This window comes from Amnibacterium endophyticum, assembly GCF_042680685.1.
Classification (GTDB): Bacteria; Actinomycetota; Actinomycetes; order Actinomycetales; family Microbacteriaceae; genus Amnibacterium; species Amnibacterium endophyticum.
Genome location: NZ_JBHUEA010000010.1, coordinates 58,951 through 76,383, shown reverse-complemented (window position 1 = coordinate 76,383; position 17,433 = coordinate 58,951). Strand labels below are relative to the sequence as shown.

The following is a 17,433-nucleotide window of genomic DNA, read 5'->3' as shown; positions in this document are numbered from 1 at the left end:
GCCCGCGAGCGGACTGCGAGCGCGGATGCGTCAGGCTTGCGGTCATGGGACGACGCGTGGTGATCGTGGGCGGCGTGGCCGCGGGGATGTCGGCGGCGACGCGGCTGCGGCGCCTGGACGAGGAGGCATCGATCACCGTCCTGGAGGCGGGCGACCACGTCTCCTTCGCCAACTGCGGGCTGCCGTACCACGTGGGCGATGTGATCCCGGACCGCGGGGCGCTGCTGCGCGACGCCGGGCAGATCGCGGAGCGCTTCCGCCTCGACGTGCGGCGCGGGCACGAGGTCGTCGCGCTCGACCGGGACGCCCGCACCGTTCGCGTGCGCTCCGCCGACGGCGAGACGGACGAGCCGTACGACGTGCTCGTCCTCGCCTCGGGCGCGGCGGCGTCGCCGCTGCCGACCGACGGCTCGGTGCCGACGCACACCCTCCGCACGGTGGAGGACATGGACGCGATCCGCGCCGCGGTCGACGGCGGCGTCCGCCGCGCCGTGGTGGTCGGCGGCGGCTACATCGGGCTGGAGGCCACGGAGAACCTCGTGCGGCGCGGCGTCGAGGTCTCGCTCGTGATCCGCGGCGACCAGGTGCTGCGCACCCTCGACGCCGAGATGGCCGCGCCCGTGCACGAGCACCTCGTCGCCCACGGCGTCGCGCTGCGGTTCGGCGCCGCCGCGGAGCGCGTCGACGCCGGGCACGTCGTGCTCGACGACGGCGAGCGCCTGCTCGCCGACCTCGTCGTCGACGGGACGGGCGTGCGGCCGGCGTCGTCGCTCGCGGAGCGGTCGGGGCTCGACATCGGTCCGACCGGCGGCATCGCGGTCGACGCCCGCCACCGCACGAGCGACCCGGCGATCCTCGCCGCGGGCGACGACGCGGAGAAGCAGGACGCGATCGGCGGCGAGCCCGCCCTGGTGGCGCTCGCCGGCCTCGCGAACCGCCACGGCCGAGCCGTCGCCGACGTGATCGCGGAGGCGCCCGCGGCGACGGACGCGCCGCCGGCGCTCGGCACCGCGATCGTGCAGGTCTTCGGCCTCGCCGTCGCGACGCTCGGCTGGACCGAGGCGCGGCTGCGGGAGGCCGGGCGGGCGATCCGCGTGGTCCACACGCACCCGATCGACCACGCCGCCTACTACCCGGGCGCCGAGCAGATGACCGTCAAGCTCATGATCGACGCCGAGGACGACCGCCTGCTCGGCGCGCAGATCGTGGGCCGGGCCGGGGTCGACAAGCGCATCGACGTGCTCGCGACCGCCATCGCGGGCGGCATCACGGCCTCCCGCCTGTCGCAGCTGGAGCTCGCCTACGCCCCGCAGTTCGGCAGCGCCAAGGACCCGGTGAACCTCGCCGGGTACGTCGCCGAGAACCTCGCGCTCGGCCAGGCCGCGGCGGTGCAGTGGCACGAGCTGCCCGGCCTGCTCGCGGACGGCTGGACCCTCGTCGACGTCCGCTCGCCCGGCGAGTTCGCCCGCGGCGCCATCCCGGGCGCCGTCAACCTGCCGCTCGACGAGCTGCGCGCGCGGCACGGCGAGCTGCCGGCCGACCGCGTCGTCGTGCACTGCCAGGTGGGCCAGCGCGGGTTCACCGCCGCCCGCCTGCTCGGGCAGCTGGGCCACGACGTGGCGAACCTCGACGGCGGCTACCGCACCTGGCGGGACGGCGAGGCGACGCGTCGCCAGGAGACGGACGCGGAGGCCGCCGAGCAGCAGGGCTGACCGCCACACGTCGCCGCGCCACCGCGTGCGGCCGCCGCGCGACCGCGATATGGTTACTTCTCGGCAAGCAATGATCCGGCCGACGGCGTCCTGGTCCCGTCACCGATCGGAGCACCGTGAGCGCCATCGCGCCGAGCCCCCGCAGGGCCCTCTTCACCAAGGACCACCCGCGCTACAAGTGGGTCGCCCTCAGCAACACGACCCTCGGCATGCTGATGGCGACGATCAACTCGTCGATCGTCCTCATCTCGCTGCCGGCGATCTTCAACGGCATCCACCTGAACGCGCTCGACCCCGGCAACACCAGCTACCTGCTGTGGATGCTGATGGGGTTCATGCTCGTCACCGCCGTGCTCGTCGTCGGCTTCGGCCGCCTCGGCGACATGTACGGGCGCGTGAAGATCTACAACGCCGGCTTCGTGCTCTTCACGATCGGCGCGATCGCGCTGTCGCTCGACCCCTTCGTGGCCGGCGCCGGCGCGCTCTGGCTGATCCTCTGGCGGGTGTTCCAGGGCATCGGCGCCGCGATGCTGTTCGCGAACTCGACCGCGATCCTCACCGACGCCTTCCCCGCGGAGCGCCGCGGCATGGCGCTCGGCATCAACCAGATCGCCGCCATCGCCGGCTCGTTCATCGGTCTCGTCCTCGGCGGTCTGCTCGCCGTCGTCGACTGGCGCGCGGTGTTCATCGTCTCGGTCCCGATCGGGATCCTCGGCACCATCTGGTCCTTCAAGTCGCTGCACGAGGTCGGCCAGCGCAACCCCGGCTCGCTCGACATCCCGGGCAACCTCCTGTTCCTGCTGGGCCTCACGTCGCTCCTCACCGGCATCACGTACGGCATCCAGCCCTACGGCGGCGCCGCGACCGGGTGGCTGAACCCCTGGGTGCTCGGCAGCATCATCGGCGGCGTCGCGCTGCTCGCCCTCTTCGTCGCCGTGGAGCTGCGGAGCCGCGCGCCGATGTTCCAGCTGCGCCTCTTCGAGTCCCGGCCCTTCGCGATGGCGAACCTCGCGGGCATCCTCGCCTCGGTCGGCCGGGGCGGGCTGCAGTTCATGCTGATCATCTGGCTGCAGGGCATCTGGCTGCCGCTGCACGGCTTCTCCTACGAGGACACGCCGCTCTGGGCCGGCATCTACCTGCTGCCGCTCACCGTCGGGTTCCTGATCTCCGGACCGGTGTCCGGCATCCTGTCCGACCGCTGGGGCGCCCGCGGGCTCGCGACCGGCGGCCTGCTGCTGACCGCCGCCACCTTCGTCGCCCTGCTCCTGATCCCGGTCGACTTCGCCTACCCCGTGTTCGCCGTCATCACCTTCCTGAACGGCGTCGGCTCCGGCATGTTCGGGGCGCCGAACCGCGCGACGATCATGGGCAGCGTGCCGGCGAACCAGCGCGGCTCCGCGTCCGGGATGGCGGGCACGGTGCTGAACGCGGGCTCGTCCCTGTCGATCGGGGTCTTCTTCTCGCTCATGGTCGCCGGGCTCGCCGGGTCGCTCCCGCCGGTGCTCAAGGCGGGGCTGACCGCGCACCACGTGCCCGCGCAGGCCGCGGACGCGGTGGCGAACATCCCGCCGGTGGGCAGCCTCTTCGCGGCCTTCCTCGGCTACAACCCGATCCAGACCCTGCTGGAGCCGACCGGCGTGCTGCGGGCCGTCCCCCACGCGGACGCGGCGGCCCTGACCGGCAAGCAGTTCTTCCCGACGCTGATCTCCGGCCCGTTCCACGACGGCCTGGTGATCGTCTTCGTCGCGGCCGCCGCGATGTGCGTCATCGGGGCGATCGCGACGCTCGCGGGCGGCAAGCGCGTCGTCGCACCCGTCGCGGCCGGCGGCGGGGCGGCCGAGGCCCGCGGGGAGGCGCTCCTCGCCGAGGCCGGCGAGAGCTTCGACCCGGCGCCCGAGGCCGAGGGCCGCGTCGGGTCCGGGAGCCCGCGGTGACCGGGGACCGCGACGACCTCGCGGAGCGCCTCGCCTTCGTCGTCGGCAGCGTGAACCGGCGGCTGCGGCCGCCGGCGGAGGCGCTCAGCCATGTCGCCGTCTCCGCGCTGGCCTCCATCGAGCGCCTCGGAGACGTGCGGCCGGGCGACCTCGCCCGCGTCGAGGGCGTCGGGGCGCCGGGCATGACCAGGCTCGTCGCCGAGCTCGAGGGGCGCGGCCTCCTCGTTCGCTCCCCCGATCCGGACGACGGCCGGGCGCACCGCGTGCGGCTCACCGCGGACGGGACGGCCGCCGTGGCCGAGGCCCGTCGGGTGCGTGCCTCCGGGGTCGCCGCGCTGCTGGACGACGCCGACGCGGCGGACCTCGCCGCGCTCGACCTCGCGGTCGGCGTGCTCGAGCGCGCGCTGCTGACGCACCCGGTCGCTCCGGTGCGGCAGGACTGAAGCCGCCGTCAGCAGAACTCGGCGGCCAGCCGCACGGCCATCGAGTCCACCCGTGCCCGCACGACCGGGTCGGCGGCCCACCGCTGCTGCAGGCGGCTCACCAGGGCACCGGCGGCCGCCTGGTCGAGGGTCTCGTGCAGCACGACGAGGACCGCCACCTCGGCGCCGTCGAGGCTCGCCCGCGGGTCCCCCGCCGCGACCCGCGCCGTCGTCACGGCCGGCTCGCCGTCGACCGCGGCGCGGATCGCCCGGCCCACCTCCGGGTCCTCGAAGGGCGGCGTCCAGGGCAGGTCCCGGGCCAGCGCCTCGAGGGCGCTGCGGCGCAGGCCGACCCGCTCCGGCGAGGCCGGGTCGACGATCACGAGCTCGGTGCCGTCGGAGGCGGCGCCGAGGGCGACCTGCCGCGCGGGCGCCGGCACCGGGCGCGCCGACGGGTTCCAGGCGGCCATCGCCGCGGTGGACGAGAACGCGGGCAGCACCGCGCGCCCGTCTGGGCCGGCGACCGTGACGAGGGCCAGCTCCTGCGACTTGTCGACGACCCGTCCTCCCTCGCGCCCGACCTCGCCGGCGGCGGCCACCAGCGGCACGAGCAGCCGGGCGCCCCGCAGGGAGTCCACGACCGCGGTCAGGCCGACCTCGCCCGAGCGGAAGGCGTCCCGCGCCCGCTGGAACCCCGGCGGCGTCGCGCCGTCGTCGGCGGCGAAGGCGCCCGTCGGGCCGAAGGAGCGCCCCTCCCACGGCCGGCCCGCCGAGTCGCCCCGCGCCGCCGCGCCCGGGTCGTCGCCCGCGGTCACAGCGTCGCGACGGCGAGGGCCTCGGTCAGCGTGAAGGCGCCCGCGTACAGGGCCTTGCCCACGATCGCGCCCTCGAGCCCGTCGCCCGTCAGGGTCCGGAGCGCCCGCAGGTCCTCGAGGGAGCTGACGCCGCCGGAGGCGACGACCGGCTTGCCCGTGCGCTCGAGCACCGCCCGCAGCAGCTCGAGGTTCGGCCCGGTCAGCGTGCCGTCCTTCGCCACGTCCGTGACGACGTAGCGGGCGCAGCCGGCCTGCTCCAGGCGGTCCAGGACCTCCCACAGGTCGCCGCCCTCGCGCGTCCATCCCCGTGCCGCGAGGGTCGTGCCGCGCACATCGAGCCCGACCGCGATGCGGTCGCCGTGCTCCGCGATGGCCTCCGCGGTCCAGTCCGGGTCCTCGAGCGCCGCCGTGCCGATGTTCACCCGCTGCGCGCCGGTCGAGAGCGCCGCCTCCAGGCTCGCCGTGTCGCGGATGCCGCCGGACAGCTCGACCCGCACGTCCGGGACGCGGTCGATCACCGCCTGCAGCACCGCGGTGTTCGCACCGCGGCCGAAGGCGGCGTCGAGGTCGACGAGGTGGATCCAGGAGGCGCCCTGGCGAGCCCAGTCGAGCGCGGCCTCGACCGGGTCGCCGTAGCCCGTCTCGCTGCCGGCCTCGCCCTGGACGAGGCGGACGGCCTGGCCGCCCGCGACGTCGACGGCGGGCAGCAGCACCAGCGGGTCCTCGAGCGACACGGCAGCGGGCGGATCGAGTCTCACAGGGTCTCCAGCCAGTTGGTGAGCAGACGGAGCCCGGCCTCGCCGGACTTCTCGGGATGGAACTGCGTCGCGGCGAGCGGCCCGTTCTCGACCGCGGCGACGAACGGGCCGCCGTGGTGGCCCCAGGTCACGAGCGGCGGGGCGAGCCGGCCGCCGTCCTCCATGGTCCACGTGCGCACGCCGTAGGAATGCACGAAGTAGAACCGCTCCGCCTCCACGCCGGCGAACAGCCGCGTACCGGGCGCGGTCGTCACGACGTCCCAGCCCATGTGGGGCAGCACGGGCGCGTCGAGCCGCTCGACGACGCCCGGCCACTCCCCCAGGCCCTCGGTCGCCTCGGCGCCCTCGAGTCCGCGCTCGAACAGGACCTGGAGGCCGACGCAGACGCCGAGCACCGCGCGGCCGCCGGCGAGGCGGCGCTCGATCAGCTCGGGCCCGCGGGCCGCCGCGAGACCGGACATCACCGCGGCGAAGGCGCCGACGCCCGGCACGTACAGGCCGTCGGCGCCCTGCACGGCCGCTCGGTCCGCCGTCAGGGCGACGTCGGCGCCCGCGCGGTCCAGCGCCTTCACGGCGGAGTGCACGTTGCCGCTGCCGTAGTCGAAGACGACCACGCGGGGGCGTGCGGTCACAGCGCGCCCTTCGTCGACGGCACGCCGGCGACCTGGGGGTCGAGCGCCTTCGCGGCCCGGAAGGCCCGGGCGAACGCCTTGAACTCGCTCTCAGCGATGTGGTGCGGGTCGCGGCCGGCGAGGACGTCGACGTGGGCCGTCATCCTCGCGTTCAGCACGATCGCCTCGAACACGTGCCGCACCATCGAGCCGGTGAAGTGCCCGCCGATCAGGTGCAGCTCGAACCCGGCCGGCTCCCCGCCGTGCACCAGGTAGGGGCGGCCGGAGAGGTCCACGACCGCGCGGGTCAGCGCCTCGTCGAGCGGCACCGTCGCGTCGCCGAAGCGCGCGATCCCGGCCTTGTCGCCGAGCGCCTCGCGGATCGCGTCCCCGAGCACGATGCCGACGTCCTCCGCGGTGTGGTGCACGTCGATCTCGGTGTCGCCGTGCGCCTCGACGGTCAGGTCGGTCAGCGAGTGCTTCGCGAAGGCGGTGAGCAGGTGGTCGAGGAAGGGCACGGAGGTCGCGATCTCCGCCTTCCCCGTGCCGTCCAGGTCGAGCTCGAGCCGCACGCTCGACTCGCTCGTCGCCCGCTCGCGGGTGGCGGTCCGGCTCATCGCGCGGCTCCGATCGGGGTCAGGGCCCTCATCGCGTCGAGGAAGGCGTCGGTCTCGGCGGCCGTGCCGGCGCTCACGCGAAGGGCGCCGGGGATCGCGAGGTCGCGCACGAGCACACCGCGCTCGAGCAGCCCCCGCCAGAGCGCGGCGGGGTCGTCGACGCCGGAGAACAGCAGGAAGTTGGTCCAGCTCGGCGCGACGTCGTAGCCGAGCGAGCGCAGCCCCTCGGCCATCCGGTCGCGCTGCTGCCGGATGTCCTCGACCATCCGCATCATCTCCGGCGCGTGGGCGAGGGCGCCGAGCGCCGCCGCCTGCGTGATCGCGGACAGGTGGTACGGCAGCCGCACGAGTCGGAGCGCGTCGACGAAGGCGGGGTCGGCCGCGAGGTAGCCGAGTCGCGCGCCGGCGAAGGCGAACGCCTTGCTCATGGTCCGGGCGACCGCGAGGCGGGGCCGGCCGGGCAGCAGCGTCAGCGCGGAGGGCGCCTCCGCCGGCATGAACTCGGCGTAGGCCTCGTCCACGACGAGCACGCCGTCGAACGCGTCGTAGGCGGCCTCGAGCACGTCGAGCGCGACCGGGGTCCCGGTCGGGTTGTTCGGCGCGGCGATGACGACGACGTCCGGGCGCGTGCGCCGGATCTCCGCCACGACCGTCTCGGCGGACAGCTCGAAGCGCTCGTCCCGGCGTCCCTCGGCGACGGCGGTGAAGGAGGTCGCCGCGTAGTTCGGGTACATCGAGTAGGTCGGCGGGAACGTCAGCAGGGTGCGCCCCGGGCCGCCGAAGGCCTGGAAGACGTGCTGGAGCACCTCGTTGGACCCGTTCGCGGCCCACACCTGCTCGGGCGCGAGGTCGTGCCCGAGGTAGGCGGCCAGCGCCTCGCGCAGCTCGGTGAACTCGCGGTCGGGGTACCGGTTCACGGTCCCGAGGGCGTCCGCCACGCGGGCCACGATGTCGGCGCGCACTGCGTCCGGCACCGGATGGGTGTTCTCGTTCGTGTTCAAGGTGACGGGGACGTGCAGCATCGGCGCGCCGTAGGCGGTCCGCCCGACGAGGTCGGGGCGGAGCGGGAGGTCCGCGAGCGAGGTCACGCCCGTGATTCTCGCAGACGGCGCCCGGTCGGCTCCCGGCGTCAGGGCGCCGCAGGCAGCCGCAGCTCCGCGCCCGCGGGCACCATCGCGCTCGAGAGGCGGTTGGCGGCGCGCAGCTCGGCGACCACCTGCCGCGGGTCGCGGGAGGGCTCGATCCGCTCGGCGATGGACCAGAGCGTGTCGCCGGACCCGACGACGACCGTCCGCACGGCGACGGGTCGCGCCGCCGCCTCGGCCGCCGGGGTCCCGGAGACGGCGAGCGTGGCACCGGAGACCGCGAGCAGCGCCGGCATCACCACGAGCACGAAGCGGCCGCGTCGCGTCAGGCGCAGGCGCGGCGTGGGGGTCGGCGGCGTCGCCGAGCCGACGGCCGGTGCCGGCACGGCGCACGGCGCGGTCCGGACGGCCGGGACGGCCCGCAGCGCCCGGGGCGCGGGCGTCCCCACCGCGACGACGCCCGCGCTCCGAGCCGCAACCGGCGCCGCGGCGCCTCGACCGACCACCGCGGCGCCGACGCGGTGCTCCGCGCGCCGGACCGGCTCCGCCTCGTACTGGATCCAGTCGTCCTCCACCGCGAACATCCCCGTGCTCTCCCCTCGGTCCCGCTGCCTCTTCGAAGATAGTTTCGAACCGGGCCGCCTGCAAGCAGATCTTCGACCCCGCCTCCGACAGCGGTCGGCGCACGTCGAACACGTGTTTGCGGGCGGGCGCCGAGTCGAATACCATCCGTGTGATTCGAGGGCCCCGCACGGGGCGTGGAGGTACCGATGGCCGATCAGCAGACCGCGGGGAGCGGCACCCGCCGCCGCACCTCCCTGTCCCCGAAGCAGCACGCGATCCTGGAGGTGATCCAGCGGTCCGTCGCCTCGCGCGGCTACCCGCCGAGCATGCGCGAGATCGGCGACGCCGTCGGGCTCGCGTCGTTGTCGAGCGTGACCCACCAGCTGAAGCAGCTCGAGCTGTCGGGCTACCTGCGCCGCGACCCGAAGCGGCCCAGGGCCCTCGAGGTGATCATCCCGGTGCAGTCCGCCCCGACGGACAGCGAGCCGACGGGCATCCCGGTCGGCGACGCGGCGATGGTGCCGATGGTGGGCCGGATCGCGGCCGGCATCCCGATCACGGCCGACCAGCAGATCGACGAGGTCTTCCCGCTGCCGCGCCAGCTCGTCGGCAAGGGCGACCTGTTCATGCTCCGGGTGGTCGGCGAGTCGATGATCGACGCCGCGATCATGGACGGCGACTGGGTGGTCGTCCGCTCGCAGCACACGGCCGAGAACGGCGACATCGTCGCGGCGATGCTGGACGGCGAGGCGACGGTGAAGGTCTTCCGCCAGCGGGACGGGCACACCTGGCTGCTGCCCCGCAACAGCGCCTTCGAGCCGATCCTCGGCGACGAGGCGACGGTGCTCGGCAAGGTGGTGGCGGTCCTCCGCTCCGTCTGAGCGACCCGCTCCGCCTGCGCAATCGTCGCGCTCAGCGCCACCTGGCGCCGAGCGCTCGTCGCCATCCGGCGCTGAGGGCGCGGATTGCGGACTCCGGTCCGGACGCGCAGGCTCGTCGGATGTCGGATCGCGCGCTGGACGTCCCCGGGCTGGTCAACGGCCGCGACCTCGGCGGGCTGCCGCTCGTCGGCGGCGGGTCGACGCCGCACGGCGTCCTGCTGCGGTCCGAGCGCCCCGATCGGCTCGACGGGACCGGTTGGCGCCGGCTGCACGAGACCGGCGTGCGCACGGTCGTCGATCTGCGCCTCCCCGTCGAGCGCGAGGACCACCCGGTCGCCGTGCCGGCGCACCTCGCGACGCGGCACGTGGACCTCGACGGCCTCGAGAACGCCGCGTTCTGGGCGGACTACTGGGACAACGGGCTCTCCGGCACCCCGGTCTACTACCTGCCCCACCTCGCCGCGATGCCGGAGCGGGTCGTCGCGGTGCTGGCGGCGATCGCCACCGCGCCGCCCGGCGGGGTGCTGTTCCACTGCGCCGGAGGCCGCGACCGCACCGGCCTCGTCGCCGCGGTGCTGCTCACCGCGGCCGGCGTCGAGCCGGACGCGATCGTCGACGACTACCTCGAGTCGGTCGCCACCGCGGACGCGCTCGCGGGCGTGCTCGGGGTCGCGAACCCGAACCCGGCGATCGACGCACTGCTCGCCGGCCGCGGCACGACTTCGGAGCGGGCGTTCCGCGACTTCCTCGCCGGCCTCGACGTCGAGGCGCTGCTCGACCGCCTGCCCGCCCAGCAGGCCGACGCGATCCGCAGCTGGCGCGGGGCGCTGCCGGGTCAGCGGGAGTAGCCCTCCAGCAGGCGGCCGCCCAGCGGTGCCAGCGACTGCAGGGTGAGCCGCTCGAGGGCCGCGCGGTCGCGAGCCGCCAGCGCGGACCCGAGCGCCGCCGCGAACGGGGCGTCGAGCCGCTCGAGCCGGCGGAGCAGCCAGCGGCCGGAGGCGAGCCACTGCCCGTTCGCCAGCAGGACGAGCTCGGCCAGCCGCTGGAAGAGGAGCCCGGCGAGCACCGCCTCCTCGACCGCGTCCGCCGCGTCGAGCAGGTCGTCCAGGGTGTTCGTCACGGCGTACCGCCGCGCGTCGAGCTCCGCACGCTCCACCCGCGGGCCCGCCGCGAGCAGTCCGCGCGTCCACGCGAGCAGGCTGCCGTCGGTCCGGTCGACGACGACCTCGCCCTCGACGAGCAGGAACCCCGAGACGGGGCGGAGCCGCTCGGCGCCTGCGAGCTGGTGCCGCCGGAACCCCCCGTCCGTGCTCGCGAAGACCTCGAACAGCTCGCCCCGCCACCGCTCCGTGTACGCGGCCTCCTCCGCGTCGCCCGGGAACATGGCCGCCGGTCCGACGACCAGCAGGTCGATGTCGCTGCGCGGACGCCGTTCCCGGGCCGCGCTGCCGCCGACGGCCACGAGGTCCGCCGCGGCGTACCGCTCGGCGGCGAAGGCGAGGGCGGCGTCCGCGACGGTCGTCTCCATCCCGCGATCCTGCCCGCCGGCACGCGGTCTTGCCGCATGTTGTCGCGACACGCCGGTCACGACCGCAACGTGCGGCAAGTCCGCGGTTCAGCGGAGCGGTCAGGCGGGCAGCGCGTTCACCGCGTGGACGCCCGTGGCCCAGAGGTACTGCACGGCGTGGGCGCGGAACGGCGACCAGGCGCGCGAGTGCGCCTCGAGCTCCCGCGGCCGGTCCGGCAGCCCGAGGCGGCGCGCCGCCTGCACGACGCCGAGGTCGCCGGGCAGGAACGCGTCGGAGTCCCCGAGCGCCCGCATCACCACGGTGTCGGCGGTCCACGGCCCGATGCCGGGCAGGGCGAGCAGGTCGCCGCGGACCTCCGCGGCCGGCCGCGTGAAGTCGACCCGCCCGTCCGCCAGGGCGACCGCGGCACCGATGAAGGTGCGCCGCCGGGTCGCCGGCATCCGGAGGAGATCGGCGAGGCGCTCCGGGGCGGCGACCATGCGTGCCGCCGTCGGGAACAGCCGGGTCAGCCCGCCGTCCGGATCCACCACCGGCTCGCCGAACGCCTCGACGAGCCGCGCCGCGTGCGTCCGGGCAGCGGCGGTCGACACCTGCTGGCCGAGCACCGCCCGCAGCAGCATCGCGGCCGGGTCGAGCGTGCCCGGGACGCGCCTGCCCGGTGCGGCGGCGACGAGCGGGGCGAGGGCCGGATCGCGGCCGAGCACGTCCCGCATCGCGACGGGGTCGAGATCGAGGTCGAAGGCGAGTCGCACGCGACGCACCGCCTCGGCCTCGTCCGCCGGATCAGCGAGGTGCAGCACGAGCGGGAGCGCGTCGCCCTCCGGCAGCCCGACCTGCACGAGCGCCGGGCCGCCCTCGAGCGCGACGGAGGCACGATATGCGCCGTCGCGCCACTCCTCGGTACCTGGCACCGCGGTCGCGGCGAGGTGCCCGAACAGGTTCGAGGCCTCGAGCGGCGGCGCGAACTCCAGCCGCCGCTCCACGCGCTGCACGGTCCCCCTTCGGTCAGTGTTCGTGCTGCTCTGACGGCGTCAGAGCAGCACGAGCACTGAGCAACGGCGTCACCGGACGAGGTACGGCTCGAGCGCCGCCAGCTCCTCGTCGCCGACGAGCGCCTGGATGCGCGCTCCGCGCTCCTCGTAGACGGTCGCCAGCACGCGGCCGCGGTCGTGCAGCATCGAGACCAGGGCGCCCTCGTCGAACGGGATGAGCACCGTCACCTCGTGCCGCGGCAGCGGCAGGCGGGCGCCGATCGTCTCCTGCAGCCGCCGCACGCCCTCGCCCGTCCGGGCGGAGACGAACAGCGCCGTCGGCTCGAGACCGCGCAGCACCATGCGGGTCGCCTCGTCGGCGAGGTCGGCCTTGTTGAACACGACCTGCTCGGGGACGTCGGACGCCCCGACCTCGCCGATCACCTGCCGCACCGTCGCCAGCTGCTGCGCGGGATCGGGGTGGGACGCGTCGACCACGTGCAGGATCAGGTCGGCGTGCTCCACCTCCTCGAGCGTGGAGCGGAACGCCTCCACGAGCTGGTGCGGCAGGTTGCGGACGAACCCGACCGTGTCGACCAGCGTGTACGGGCGGCCGTCCTCGGTCTCGCTGCGCCGCACCGTCGTGTCGAGCGTCGCGAACAGGGCGTTCTCCACCAGCGCGCCGGCGCGCGTGATGCGGTTCAGCAGGCTGGACTTGCCGGCGTTCGTGTAGCCAGCGATCGCGACGGACGGGATCGCGTTGCGGACGCGGTTCTGCCGCTTCACGGCCCGCGCCGGCGCCATGTCCGCGATCTCGCGCCGCAGCTTCGCCATGCGGGAGTGGATGCGCCGCCGGTCGAGCTCGATCTTCGTCTCACCGGGTCCGCGGCTGCCCATGCCGGCGCCCGCGCCGCCGACCTGGCCGCCCGCCTGGCGGGACATCGAGTCGCCCCAGCCGCGGAGGCGCGGCAGCAGGTACTGCAGCTGCGCGAGCTCGACCTGCGCCTTGCCCTCCCGGCTCTTCGCGTGCTGGCTGAAGATGTCGAGGATCACCGCGGTGCGGTCGATGACCTTCACCTTCACCACGTCCTCGAGCGCGCGCCGCTGGCTCGGCGCCAGCTCGGTGTCGGCGATCACGGTGTCGGCGCCGACCATGCGGACGACGTCGCGCAGCTCCTCCGCCTTGCCCGAGCCGAGGAAGGTGGAGGGGTCGGGGTGCGGGCGGCGCTGCAGCAGGCCGTCGAGGACGACCGCGCCGGCGGTCTCGGCGAGCGCGGCGAGCTCGCGCAGCGACGTCTCGGCGTCGACCTGGCTGCGCGAGTACACGCCGATCAGGACGACGCGCTCGAGGCGCAGCTGCCGGTACTCGACCTCGGTGACGTCCTCGAGCTCGGTGGAGAGCCCGACGACGCGGCGGAGCGCCTGGCGCTCCTCCAGGTCGAACTGCTCGCCGTCGAAGTCGTCGTGGGTCGCGTCGATGGCTCGCGCGAGGTCGGTGTCGTGGACGGTGTCGCTCACAGCGTCTCCTCCGGGTGGTTCGATGGTGCGTCGTGGATGGCGAGCACTACTTCTCGGCGCAGCCCGCGAGCGAGGCGCGGGAGCGCACGATCCGCGTCGTGCTGCAGGGTGAGCCGTTCGAGCTCCGGACGGCCGGGGGGACGTTCAGTCCCGAGCGGCTCGACACCGGGACCGCCGTGCTCCTCGCGAGCACGCCGCCTCCGGCTGCGGAGGGGGCGCTGCTGGACCTCGGCTGCGGCTGGGGTCCGATCGCGATCGCGTTGGCCAGGCGGTCTCCTGATGCAGAGGTGTGGGCGACGGATGTGAACGAGCGCGCCCTCGCGCTCGCGGCCGACAACGCCCTGACTGCCGGCGTGAAGGTCAAAGCTTCATCCCCCCAGGATATTCCGGAAGACCTGCGGTTCGCGACCATCTGGTCGAATCCGCCGATCCGCATCGGCAAGGAGGCGCTGCACGCGCTGCTGACGACCTGGCTGCCGCGGCTCGCGCCGGGCGGCGAGGCCTGGCTGGTGGTGGCGAAGCAGCTGGGGGGCGACTCGCTGCAGCGCTGGATCGCGACGACGTTCCCGGACCTCGCCGTGTCGCGCGCCGCCACCGACCGCGGGTACCGCGTGCTGCGCGTCGCCCGGCCCACGTCCTGACGGCGGCCCGGCGTGCCGGGTCCCCTCGCAGTCAGAGGCTGACGACGCCCGAGTAGACCAGCTCGGCGGGACCGGACAGCAGGACGTGGTCGCCGTCCGCGCCCTGCACCACGCGGACGCCGAGCACGCCGCCGGGGACGACCACCCGCCAGTCGTCCGGCGCGGCACGGCCCGCCCAGTGCCGCGTCGCGAGGGCGGCGGCCGCAGCCCCGGTGCCGCACGACAGCGTCTCGCCGCTGCCGCGCTCGTGCACCCGCATCCGGATGCGGCCGACGCCGTCCTCGACGAGCGGCTCCCCCGGCACCACCAGCTCGACGTTCGCGCCGGCCACCGGCAGCGGCTCGAGCACCGGCGGGGCCGTGAGGTCGGCCCCGTCCAGCTCGGCGTCGTCGGCCACGGCGACGACGACGTGGGGGTTCGGCACGTCGATCGCGAGCCCCGGTCGCGCCACGTCGAGCCCGGCGACCTGGACCATCACGTCGTCCGCGCTCGTCCGCCACGTGCCGAGGTCGACCTCGAAGCCGTCGTCGGTGCGTCGCACCGTCATCGTCCCGCCGCGGGTGGCGATCGGCAGCTCGCCGTCCTCCGGCAGCGCCGCCAGCCCCTCCGCCAGCAGGAACGCGGTGAACACGCGGATGCCGTTCCCGCACATCTCCGCGATCGACCCGTCCGCGTTCCGGTAGTCCATGAACCACTCGGCGTCGCCCGCCGCCGAGGGGTCGGCGCCCGTCCGGACGGCGCGGAGCACGCCGTCGCCCCCGATGCCGAAGCGGCGATCGCAGAGGCGCGCCACCTCGCTCGGCAGCAGGTCGAGGCCGCCGTCCGGGTCGGCGACCAGCACGAAGTCGTTGCCGGTCCCGTGCCCCTTCGTGAAGCGCAGCTCGGCCATGCCCCTCAGCCTAGGAGCGCGGCGTCCCGCACCTGCTCGGCGTTGCCGGCGGCCCCGCTCTCCAGGACGACCGCTTCGTCGTCACGACCGAACCAGGCCCGCTGCCGGCGGACCATCCGCCACGTGAGCCGCACCGTCTCCTCGAGCCCGTCCTCGGGCGTCATCGCCCCGCGGAGGACCGCGATGCCCTGGGCGTAGCCGATGGCCCGCGAGGCGGTCGGCCCGTCCGCGAGACCCTCGGGCAGGAGCCCGCGCACCTCGTCGAGGAGCCCCTGCTCGTGCCACATCCGCCGCGCGCGCTCGGCGAGGCGGGCGGCGAGGGGCTCGTTCGGCATCGACACGGTGAAGCGCGCCGCGGGGCGCCAGAGCGGCGCGGCCTCCGGGAGGGACGCCGCGAACGGCCGCCCGGTCAGCGTCACGACCTCGAGTGCGCGGACGACCTTCCGCAGGTTCGCGGAGTGGATGCGCCCCGCCGCCACCGGGTCCTCCTCCGCCAGCCGCCGCCACAGCGCCTCGGGGCCGAGGGCCTCCGCCTGCGCCTCGAGCTCCGCCCGCAGGCCGGCGTCGGTCGCCGGGAAGTCGAGCTCGCGCAGCACCGACTCGACGTAGAGGCCGGACCCCCCCGACGAGGATCGGCACCGCGCCGCGCGCGCTGATGCCGTCGATCGCCGCACGCGCGGCGTCGCGGTAGGCGGCGACGCTCGCGGCCTCGGTGACCCCCCACAGGTCGAGCAGGTGGTGCGGGATCCCCCGGCGCTCGGCGACGGTCGGCTTCGCGGTCCCGACGTCCATGCCGCGGTACAGCTGCATCGAGTCCGCGTTCACGACCTCGGCCGCGCCGCCCGCCGCCGCGATCGCCTCCGCGGCGTCGAGCGACAGCGCGGTCTTGCCGGTGCCGGTCGCACCCGTGAGGACGATCAGCACCGGGGGCTCACGACCCGACGGGGACGCGGAGCGCGGGCAGGCCGAGGGACACGGCCTTCGGCGCGCCGGGCTCCGGCGTCCCGCACGCGGCGGCCTCGCGGGCGTCCCAGGCGTCGCCCGCGCGCGTCCGCTCGAGGCGCAGCGGCCGGTCGGCCGGGACGTCCGCCACGAGGTAGGCGGGCGCCGCCGCGGTCACGCGGACGGTGACGAGGTCGCCGGGACGGGGCGCGCCGGCGCCGGCGGGCAGGCCGACGTGCACGAGCCGGTTGTCGCGGGCGCGGCCCGAGATGCGGCTCGTCGCCCCGTCCTTGCGGCCCTCGCCGCTGCCGACCAGCACCTCGACCTCGGTGCCGACGAGCTCCCGGTGCGCGCTCCACGACTGCGCCTCCTGCAGCGCGGTCAGCCGCTCGTAGCGCTCCTGCACGACGGCCTTCGGCACCTGGTCCGGCATGGTCGCCGCCGGGGTCCCCGGACGGATCGAGTACTGGAAGGTGAACGCGGAGGCGAAGCGCGCCGCCTCGACGACGCGGAGCGTCTCCTCGAAGTCGTCGTCGGTCTCGCCGGGGAACCCGACGATCAGGTCGGTGGTGATCGCGGCGTCCGGGATGCGGTCGCGGACGCCGTCGAGGATGCGGAGGAACCGGTCGGCGCGGTACGAGCGGCGCATCGCGCGCAGCACGCGGTCGCTGCCCGACTGCAGCGGCATGTGCAGCTGCGGCATGACGACGGGCGTCTCCGCCATCGCGTCCACGACGTCGTCCGTGAAGGCGGCGGGGTGGGGGCTCGTGAACCGCACGCGCCGGAGTCCCTCGATCTCCCCGGTCGCCCGCAGCAGCTTGGCGAAGGCGCCCCGGTCGCCGAACTGGACCCCGTACGAGTTCACGTTCTGGCCGAGCAGCGTGACCTCGATCGCGCCCTCGTCCACGAGGGCGCGGATCTCGCCGAGGACGTCGCCGGGCCTGCGGTCCTGCTCCTTGCCGCGTAGCGAGGGCACGATGCAGAAGGTGCAGGTGTTGTTGCACCCGACGGAGATCGACACCCAGCCGCTGTACGTCGACTCGCGCCGCGTCGGCAGGGTGGACGGGAACACCTCGAGCGACTCGAGGATCTCGACCTGCGCCTCGTGGTTGTGCCTGGCGCGATCGAGCAGGCGCGGCAGCGCGCCGACGTTGTGGGTGCCGAACACGACGTCGACCCACGGCGCGCGCTCGAGGATCGTCGCCCGGTCCTTCTGCGCGAGGCAGCCGCCGACCGCGATCTGGAACCCCGCGTGCTCGCGCTTCACCTTCGCGAGGTGCCCGAGGTTGCCGTACAGGCGGTTGTCCGCGTTCTCCCGCACCGCGCAGGTGTTGAGCACGACGACGTCGGCCTGCGCGCCCCGCTCCGCCGCCACGTACCCGGCGGCCTCGAGGGACCCGGCGAGGCGCTCGGAGTCGTGCACGTTCATCTGGCACCCGTACGTGCGCACCTCGTAGGTGCGCCCCTGAAGCAGGTCGGTCGTCACGGCAGCAGTGTAGGAACCGCGGCGACCCGGGAGCGCGAGGCGCGTGACCCCGCCGGAG

Annotated in this window: 18 protein-coding genes and 1 pseudogene; 6 read left to right on the top strand and 13 right to left on the bottom strand. The window is 75.1% G+C overall.

All coding sequences use genetic code 11. The features are described from left to right. The first annotated feature begins 44 nt into the window (after positions 1 to 44). The 3 genes from ACFSBI_RS08225 (at position 45) to ACFSBI_RS08215 (ending at position 4,089) form a co-directional block, all read left to right on the top strand. Positions 45 to 1,712 (top strand): FAD-dependent oxidoreductase, encoded by a 1,668-nt coding sequence (locus ACFSBI_RS08225; protein WP_377933847.1) that lies wholly within the window; start codon positions 45 to 47, stop codon positions 1,710 to 1,712. A gap of 116 nt (positions 1,713 to 1,828) precedes the next feature. Beyond that, complete coding sequence (locus ACFSBI_RS08220; protein WP_377933845.1) at positions 1,829 to 3,646, top strand: MFS transporter; 1,818 nt, start codon at positions 1,829 to 1,831, stop codon at positions 3,644 to 3,646. Beyond that, positions 3,643 to 4,089, top strand: coding sequence for a MarR family winged helix-turn-helix transcriptional regulator (locus tag ACFSBI_RS08215; RefSeq protein ID WP_377933843.1), 447 nt, complete (start codon positions 3,643 to 3,645; stop codon positions 4,087 to 4,089). The genes ACFSBI_RS08220 and ACFSBI_RS08215 overlap by 4 nt, the downstream gene beginning before the upstream one ends. 8 nt (positions 4,090 to 4,097) lie before the next feature. Here ACFSBI_RS08215 and ACFSBI_RS08210 read toward each other — a convergent pair whose 3' ends face one another. Genes ACFSBI_RS08210 through ACFSBI_RS08185 form a run of 6 tightly spaced genes read right to left on the bottom strand, consistent with a single transcriptional unit; the run spans position 4,098 to position 8,538 of the window. Beyond that, entirely contained in the window at positions 4,098 to 4,883 is a 786-nt protein-coding gene (locus ACFSBI_RS08210; protein ID WP_377933841.1) for an SseB family protein, read from the bottom strand. After that, positions 4,880 to 5,641 (bottom strand): bifunctional 1-(5-phosphoribosyl)-5-((5-phosphoribosylamino)methylideneamino)imidazole-4-carboxamide isomerase/phosphoribosylanthranilate isomerase PriA, encoded by a 762-nt coding sequence (gene priA / locus ACFSBI_RS08205; RefSeq protein ID WP_377933839.1) that lies wholly within the window; start codon positions 5,639 to 5,641, stop codon positions 4,880 to 4,882. Before priA ends, ACFSBI_RS08210 begins: the two co-directional genes overlap by 4 nt. Then, the gene (gene hisH, locus ACFSBI_RS08200) at positions 5,638 to 6,273 is read right to left on the bottom strand and encodes an imidazole glycerol phosphate synthase subunit HisH (RefSeq protein ID WP_377933837.1); all 636 of its coding nucleotides are present in this window, start codon (positions 6,271 to 6,273) and stop codon (positions 5,638 to 5,640) included. Before hisH ends, priA begins: the two co-directional genes overlap by 4 nt. Beyond that, a complete protein-coding gene (hisB, locus tag ACFSBI_RS08195; protein ID WP_377933835.1) occupies positions 6,270 to 6,869 on the bottom strand; it encodes an imidazoleglycerol-phosphate dehydratase HisB in 600 nt (199 codons plus the stop codon). Before hisB ends, hisH begins: the two co-directional genes overlap by 4 nt. After that, positions 6,866 to 7,957 (bottom strand): histidinol-phosphate transaminase, encoded by a 1,092-nt coding sequence (locus ACFSBI_RS08190; RefSeq protein ID WP_377933833.1) that lies wholly within the window; start codon positions 7,955 to 7,957, stop codon positions 6,866 to 6,868. The genes hisB and ACFSBI_RS08190 overlap by 4 nt, the downstream gene beginning before the upstream one ends. A 41-nt stretch (positions 7,958 to 7,998) precedes the next feature. Next, positions 7,999 to 8,538 carry a LysM peptidoglycan-binding domain-containing protein gene (locus tag ACFSBI_RS08185; protein ID WP_377933831.1) on the bottom strand — a complete coding sequence of 180 codons (540 nt, stop codon included), beginning with the start codon at positions 8,536 to 8,538 and terminating at the stop codon, positions 7,999 to 8,001. A 186-nt stretch (positions 8,539 to 8,724) separates the two neighbouring features. Between ACFSBI_RS08185 and lexA the strand changes: the two genes are divergently transcribed. Beyond that, positions 8,725 to 9,399 (top strand): transcriptional repressor LexA, encoded by a 675-nt coding sequence (lexA, locus tag ACFSBI_RS08180; protein WP_377933829.1) that lies wholly within the window; start codon positions 8,725 to 8,727, stop codon positions 9,397 to 9,399. Positions 9,400 to 9,518: 119 nt separating this feature from the next. Next, positions 9,519 to 10,247, top strand: coding sequence for a tyrosine-protein phosphatase (locus ACFSBI_RS08175; protein WP_377933827.1), 729 nt, complete (start codon positions 9,519 to 9,521; stop codon positions 10,245 to 10,247). Here ACFSBI_RS08175 and ACFSBI_RS08170 read toward each other — a convergent pair. From ACFSBI_RS08170 to hflX, 3 genes are all read right to left on the bottom strand, one after another. Beyond that, positions 10,235 to 10,927, bottom strand: a complete 693-nt coding sequence (locus tag ACFSBI_RS08170) for a hypothetical protein (RefSeq protein ID WP_377933825.1) — start codon at positions 10,925 to 10,927, stop codon at positions 10,235 to 10,237. The two genes, ACFSBI_RS08175 and ACFSBI_RS08170, sit on opposite strands and share 13 nt — an antisense overlap. A gap of 99 nt (positions 10,928 to 11,026) precedes the next feature. Next, a complete protein-coding gene (locus ACFSBI_RS08165) occupies positions 11,027 to 11,911 on the bottom strand; it encodes a DNA-3-methyladenine glycosylase family protein (protein ID WP_377933823.1) in 885 nt (294 codons plus the stop codon). Between the two features lie 78 nt (positions 11,912 to 11,989). Further along, positions 11,990 to 13,417: a GTPase HflX gene (hflX, locus tag ACFSBI_RS08160; protein ID WP_377933822.1), complete on the bottom strand. Its 1,428-nt coding sequence runs from the start codon at positions 13,415 to 13,417 to the stop codon at positions 11,990 to 11,992. A 32-nt stretch (positions 13,418 to 13,449) separates the two neighbouring features. Between hflX and ACFSBI_RS08155 the strand changes: the two genes are divergently transcribed. Further along, positions 13,450 to 14,058: a class I SAM-dependent methyltransferase gene (locus ACFSBI_RS08155; RefSeq protein ID WP_377933820.1), complete on the top strand. Its 609-nt coding sequence runs from the start codon at positions 13,450 to 13,452 to the stop codon at positions 14,056 to 14,058. Between the two features lie 31 nt (positions 14,059 to 14,089). Here ACFSBI_RS08155 and dapF read toward each other — a convergent pair whose 3' ends face one another. From dapF to miaB, 4 genes and pseudogenes are all read right to left on the bottom strand, one after another. Beyond that, on the bottom strand, positions 14,090 to 14,947 hold the full coding sequence (gene dapF / locus ACFSBI_RS08150) for a diaminopimelate epimerase (RefSeq protein WP_377933818.1): 858 nt from the start codon (positions 14,945 to 14,947) through the stop codon (positions 14,090 to 14,092). 5 nt (positions 14,948 to 14,952) lie between these two features. Beyond that, positions 14,953 to 15,543 (bottom strand): tRNA (adenosine(37)-N6)-dimethylallyltransferase, encoded by a 591-nt coding sequence (locus tag ACFSBI_RS08145; protein ID WP_377933816.1) that lies wholly within the window; start codon positions 15,541 to 15,543, stop codon positions 14,953 to 14,955. 88 nt (positions 15,544 to 15,631) lie between these two features. Continuing rightward, a pseudogene (locus tag ACFSBI_RS08140) lies at positions 15,632 to 15,739 on the bottom strand (tRNA (adenosine(37)-N6)-dimethylallyltransferase MiaA); the annotation flags it as partial. 139 nt (positions 15,740 to 15,878) lie between these two features. Next, the gene (gene miaB / locus ACFSBI_RS08135; protein WP_377933814.1) at positions 15,879 to 17,375 is read right to left on the bottom strand and encodes a tRNA (N6-isopentenyl adenosine(37)-C2)-methylthiotransferase MiaB; all 1,497 of its coding nucleotides are present in this window, start codon (positions 17,373 to 17,375) and stop codon (positions 15,879 to 15,881) included. Positions 17,376 to 17,433 lie beyond the last annotated feature (58 nt).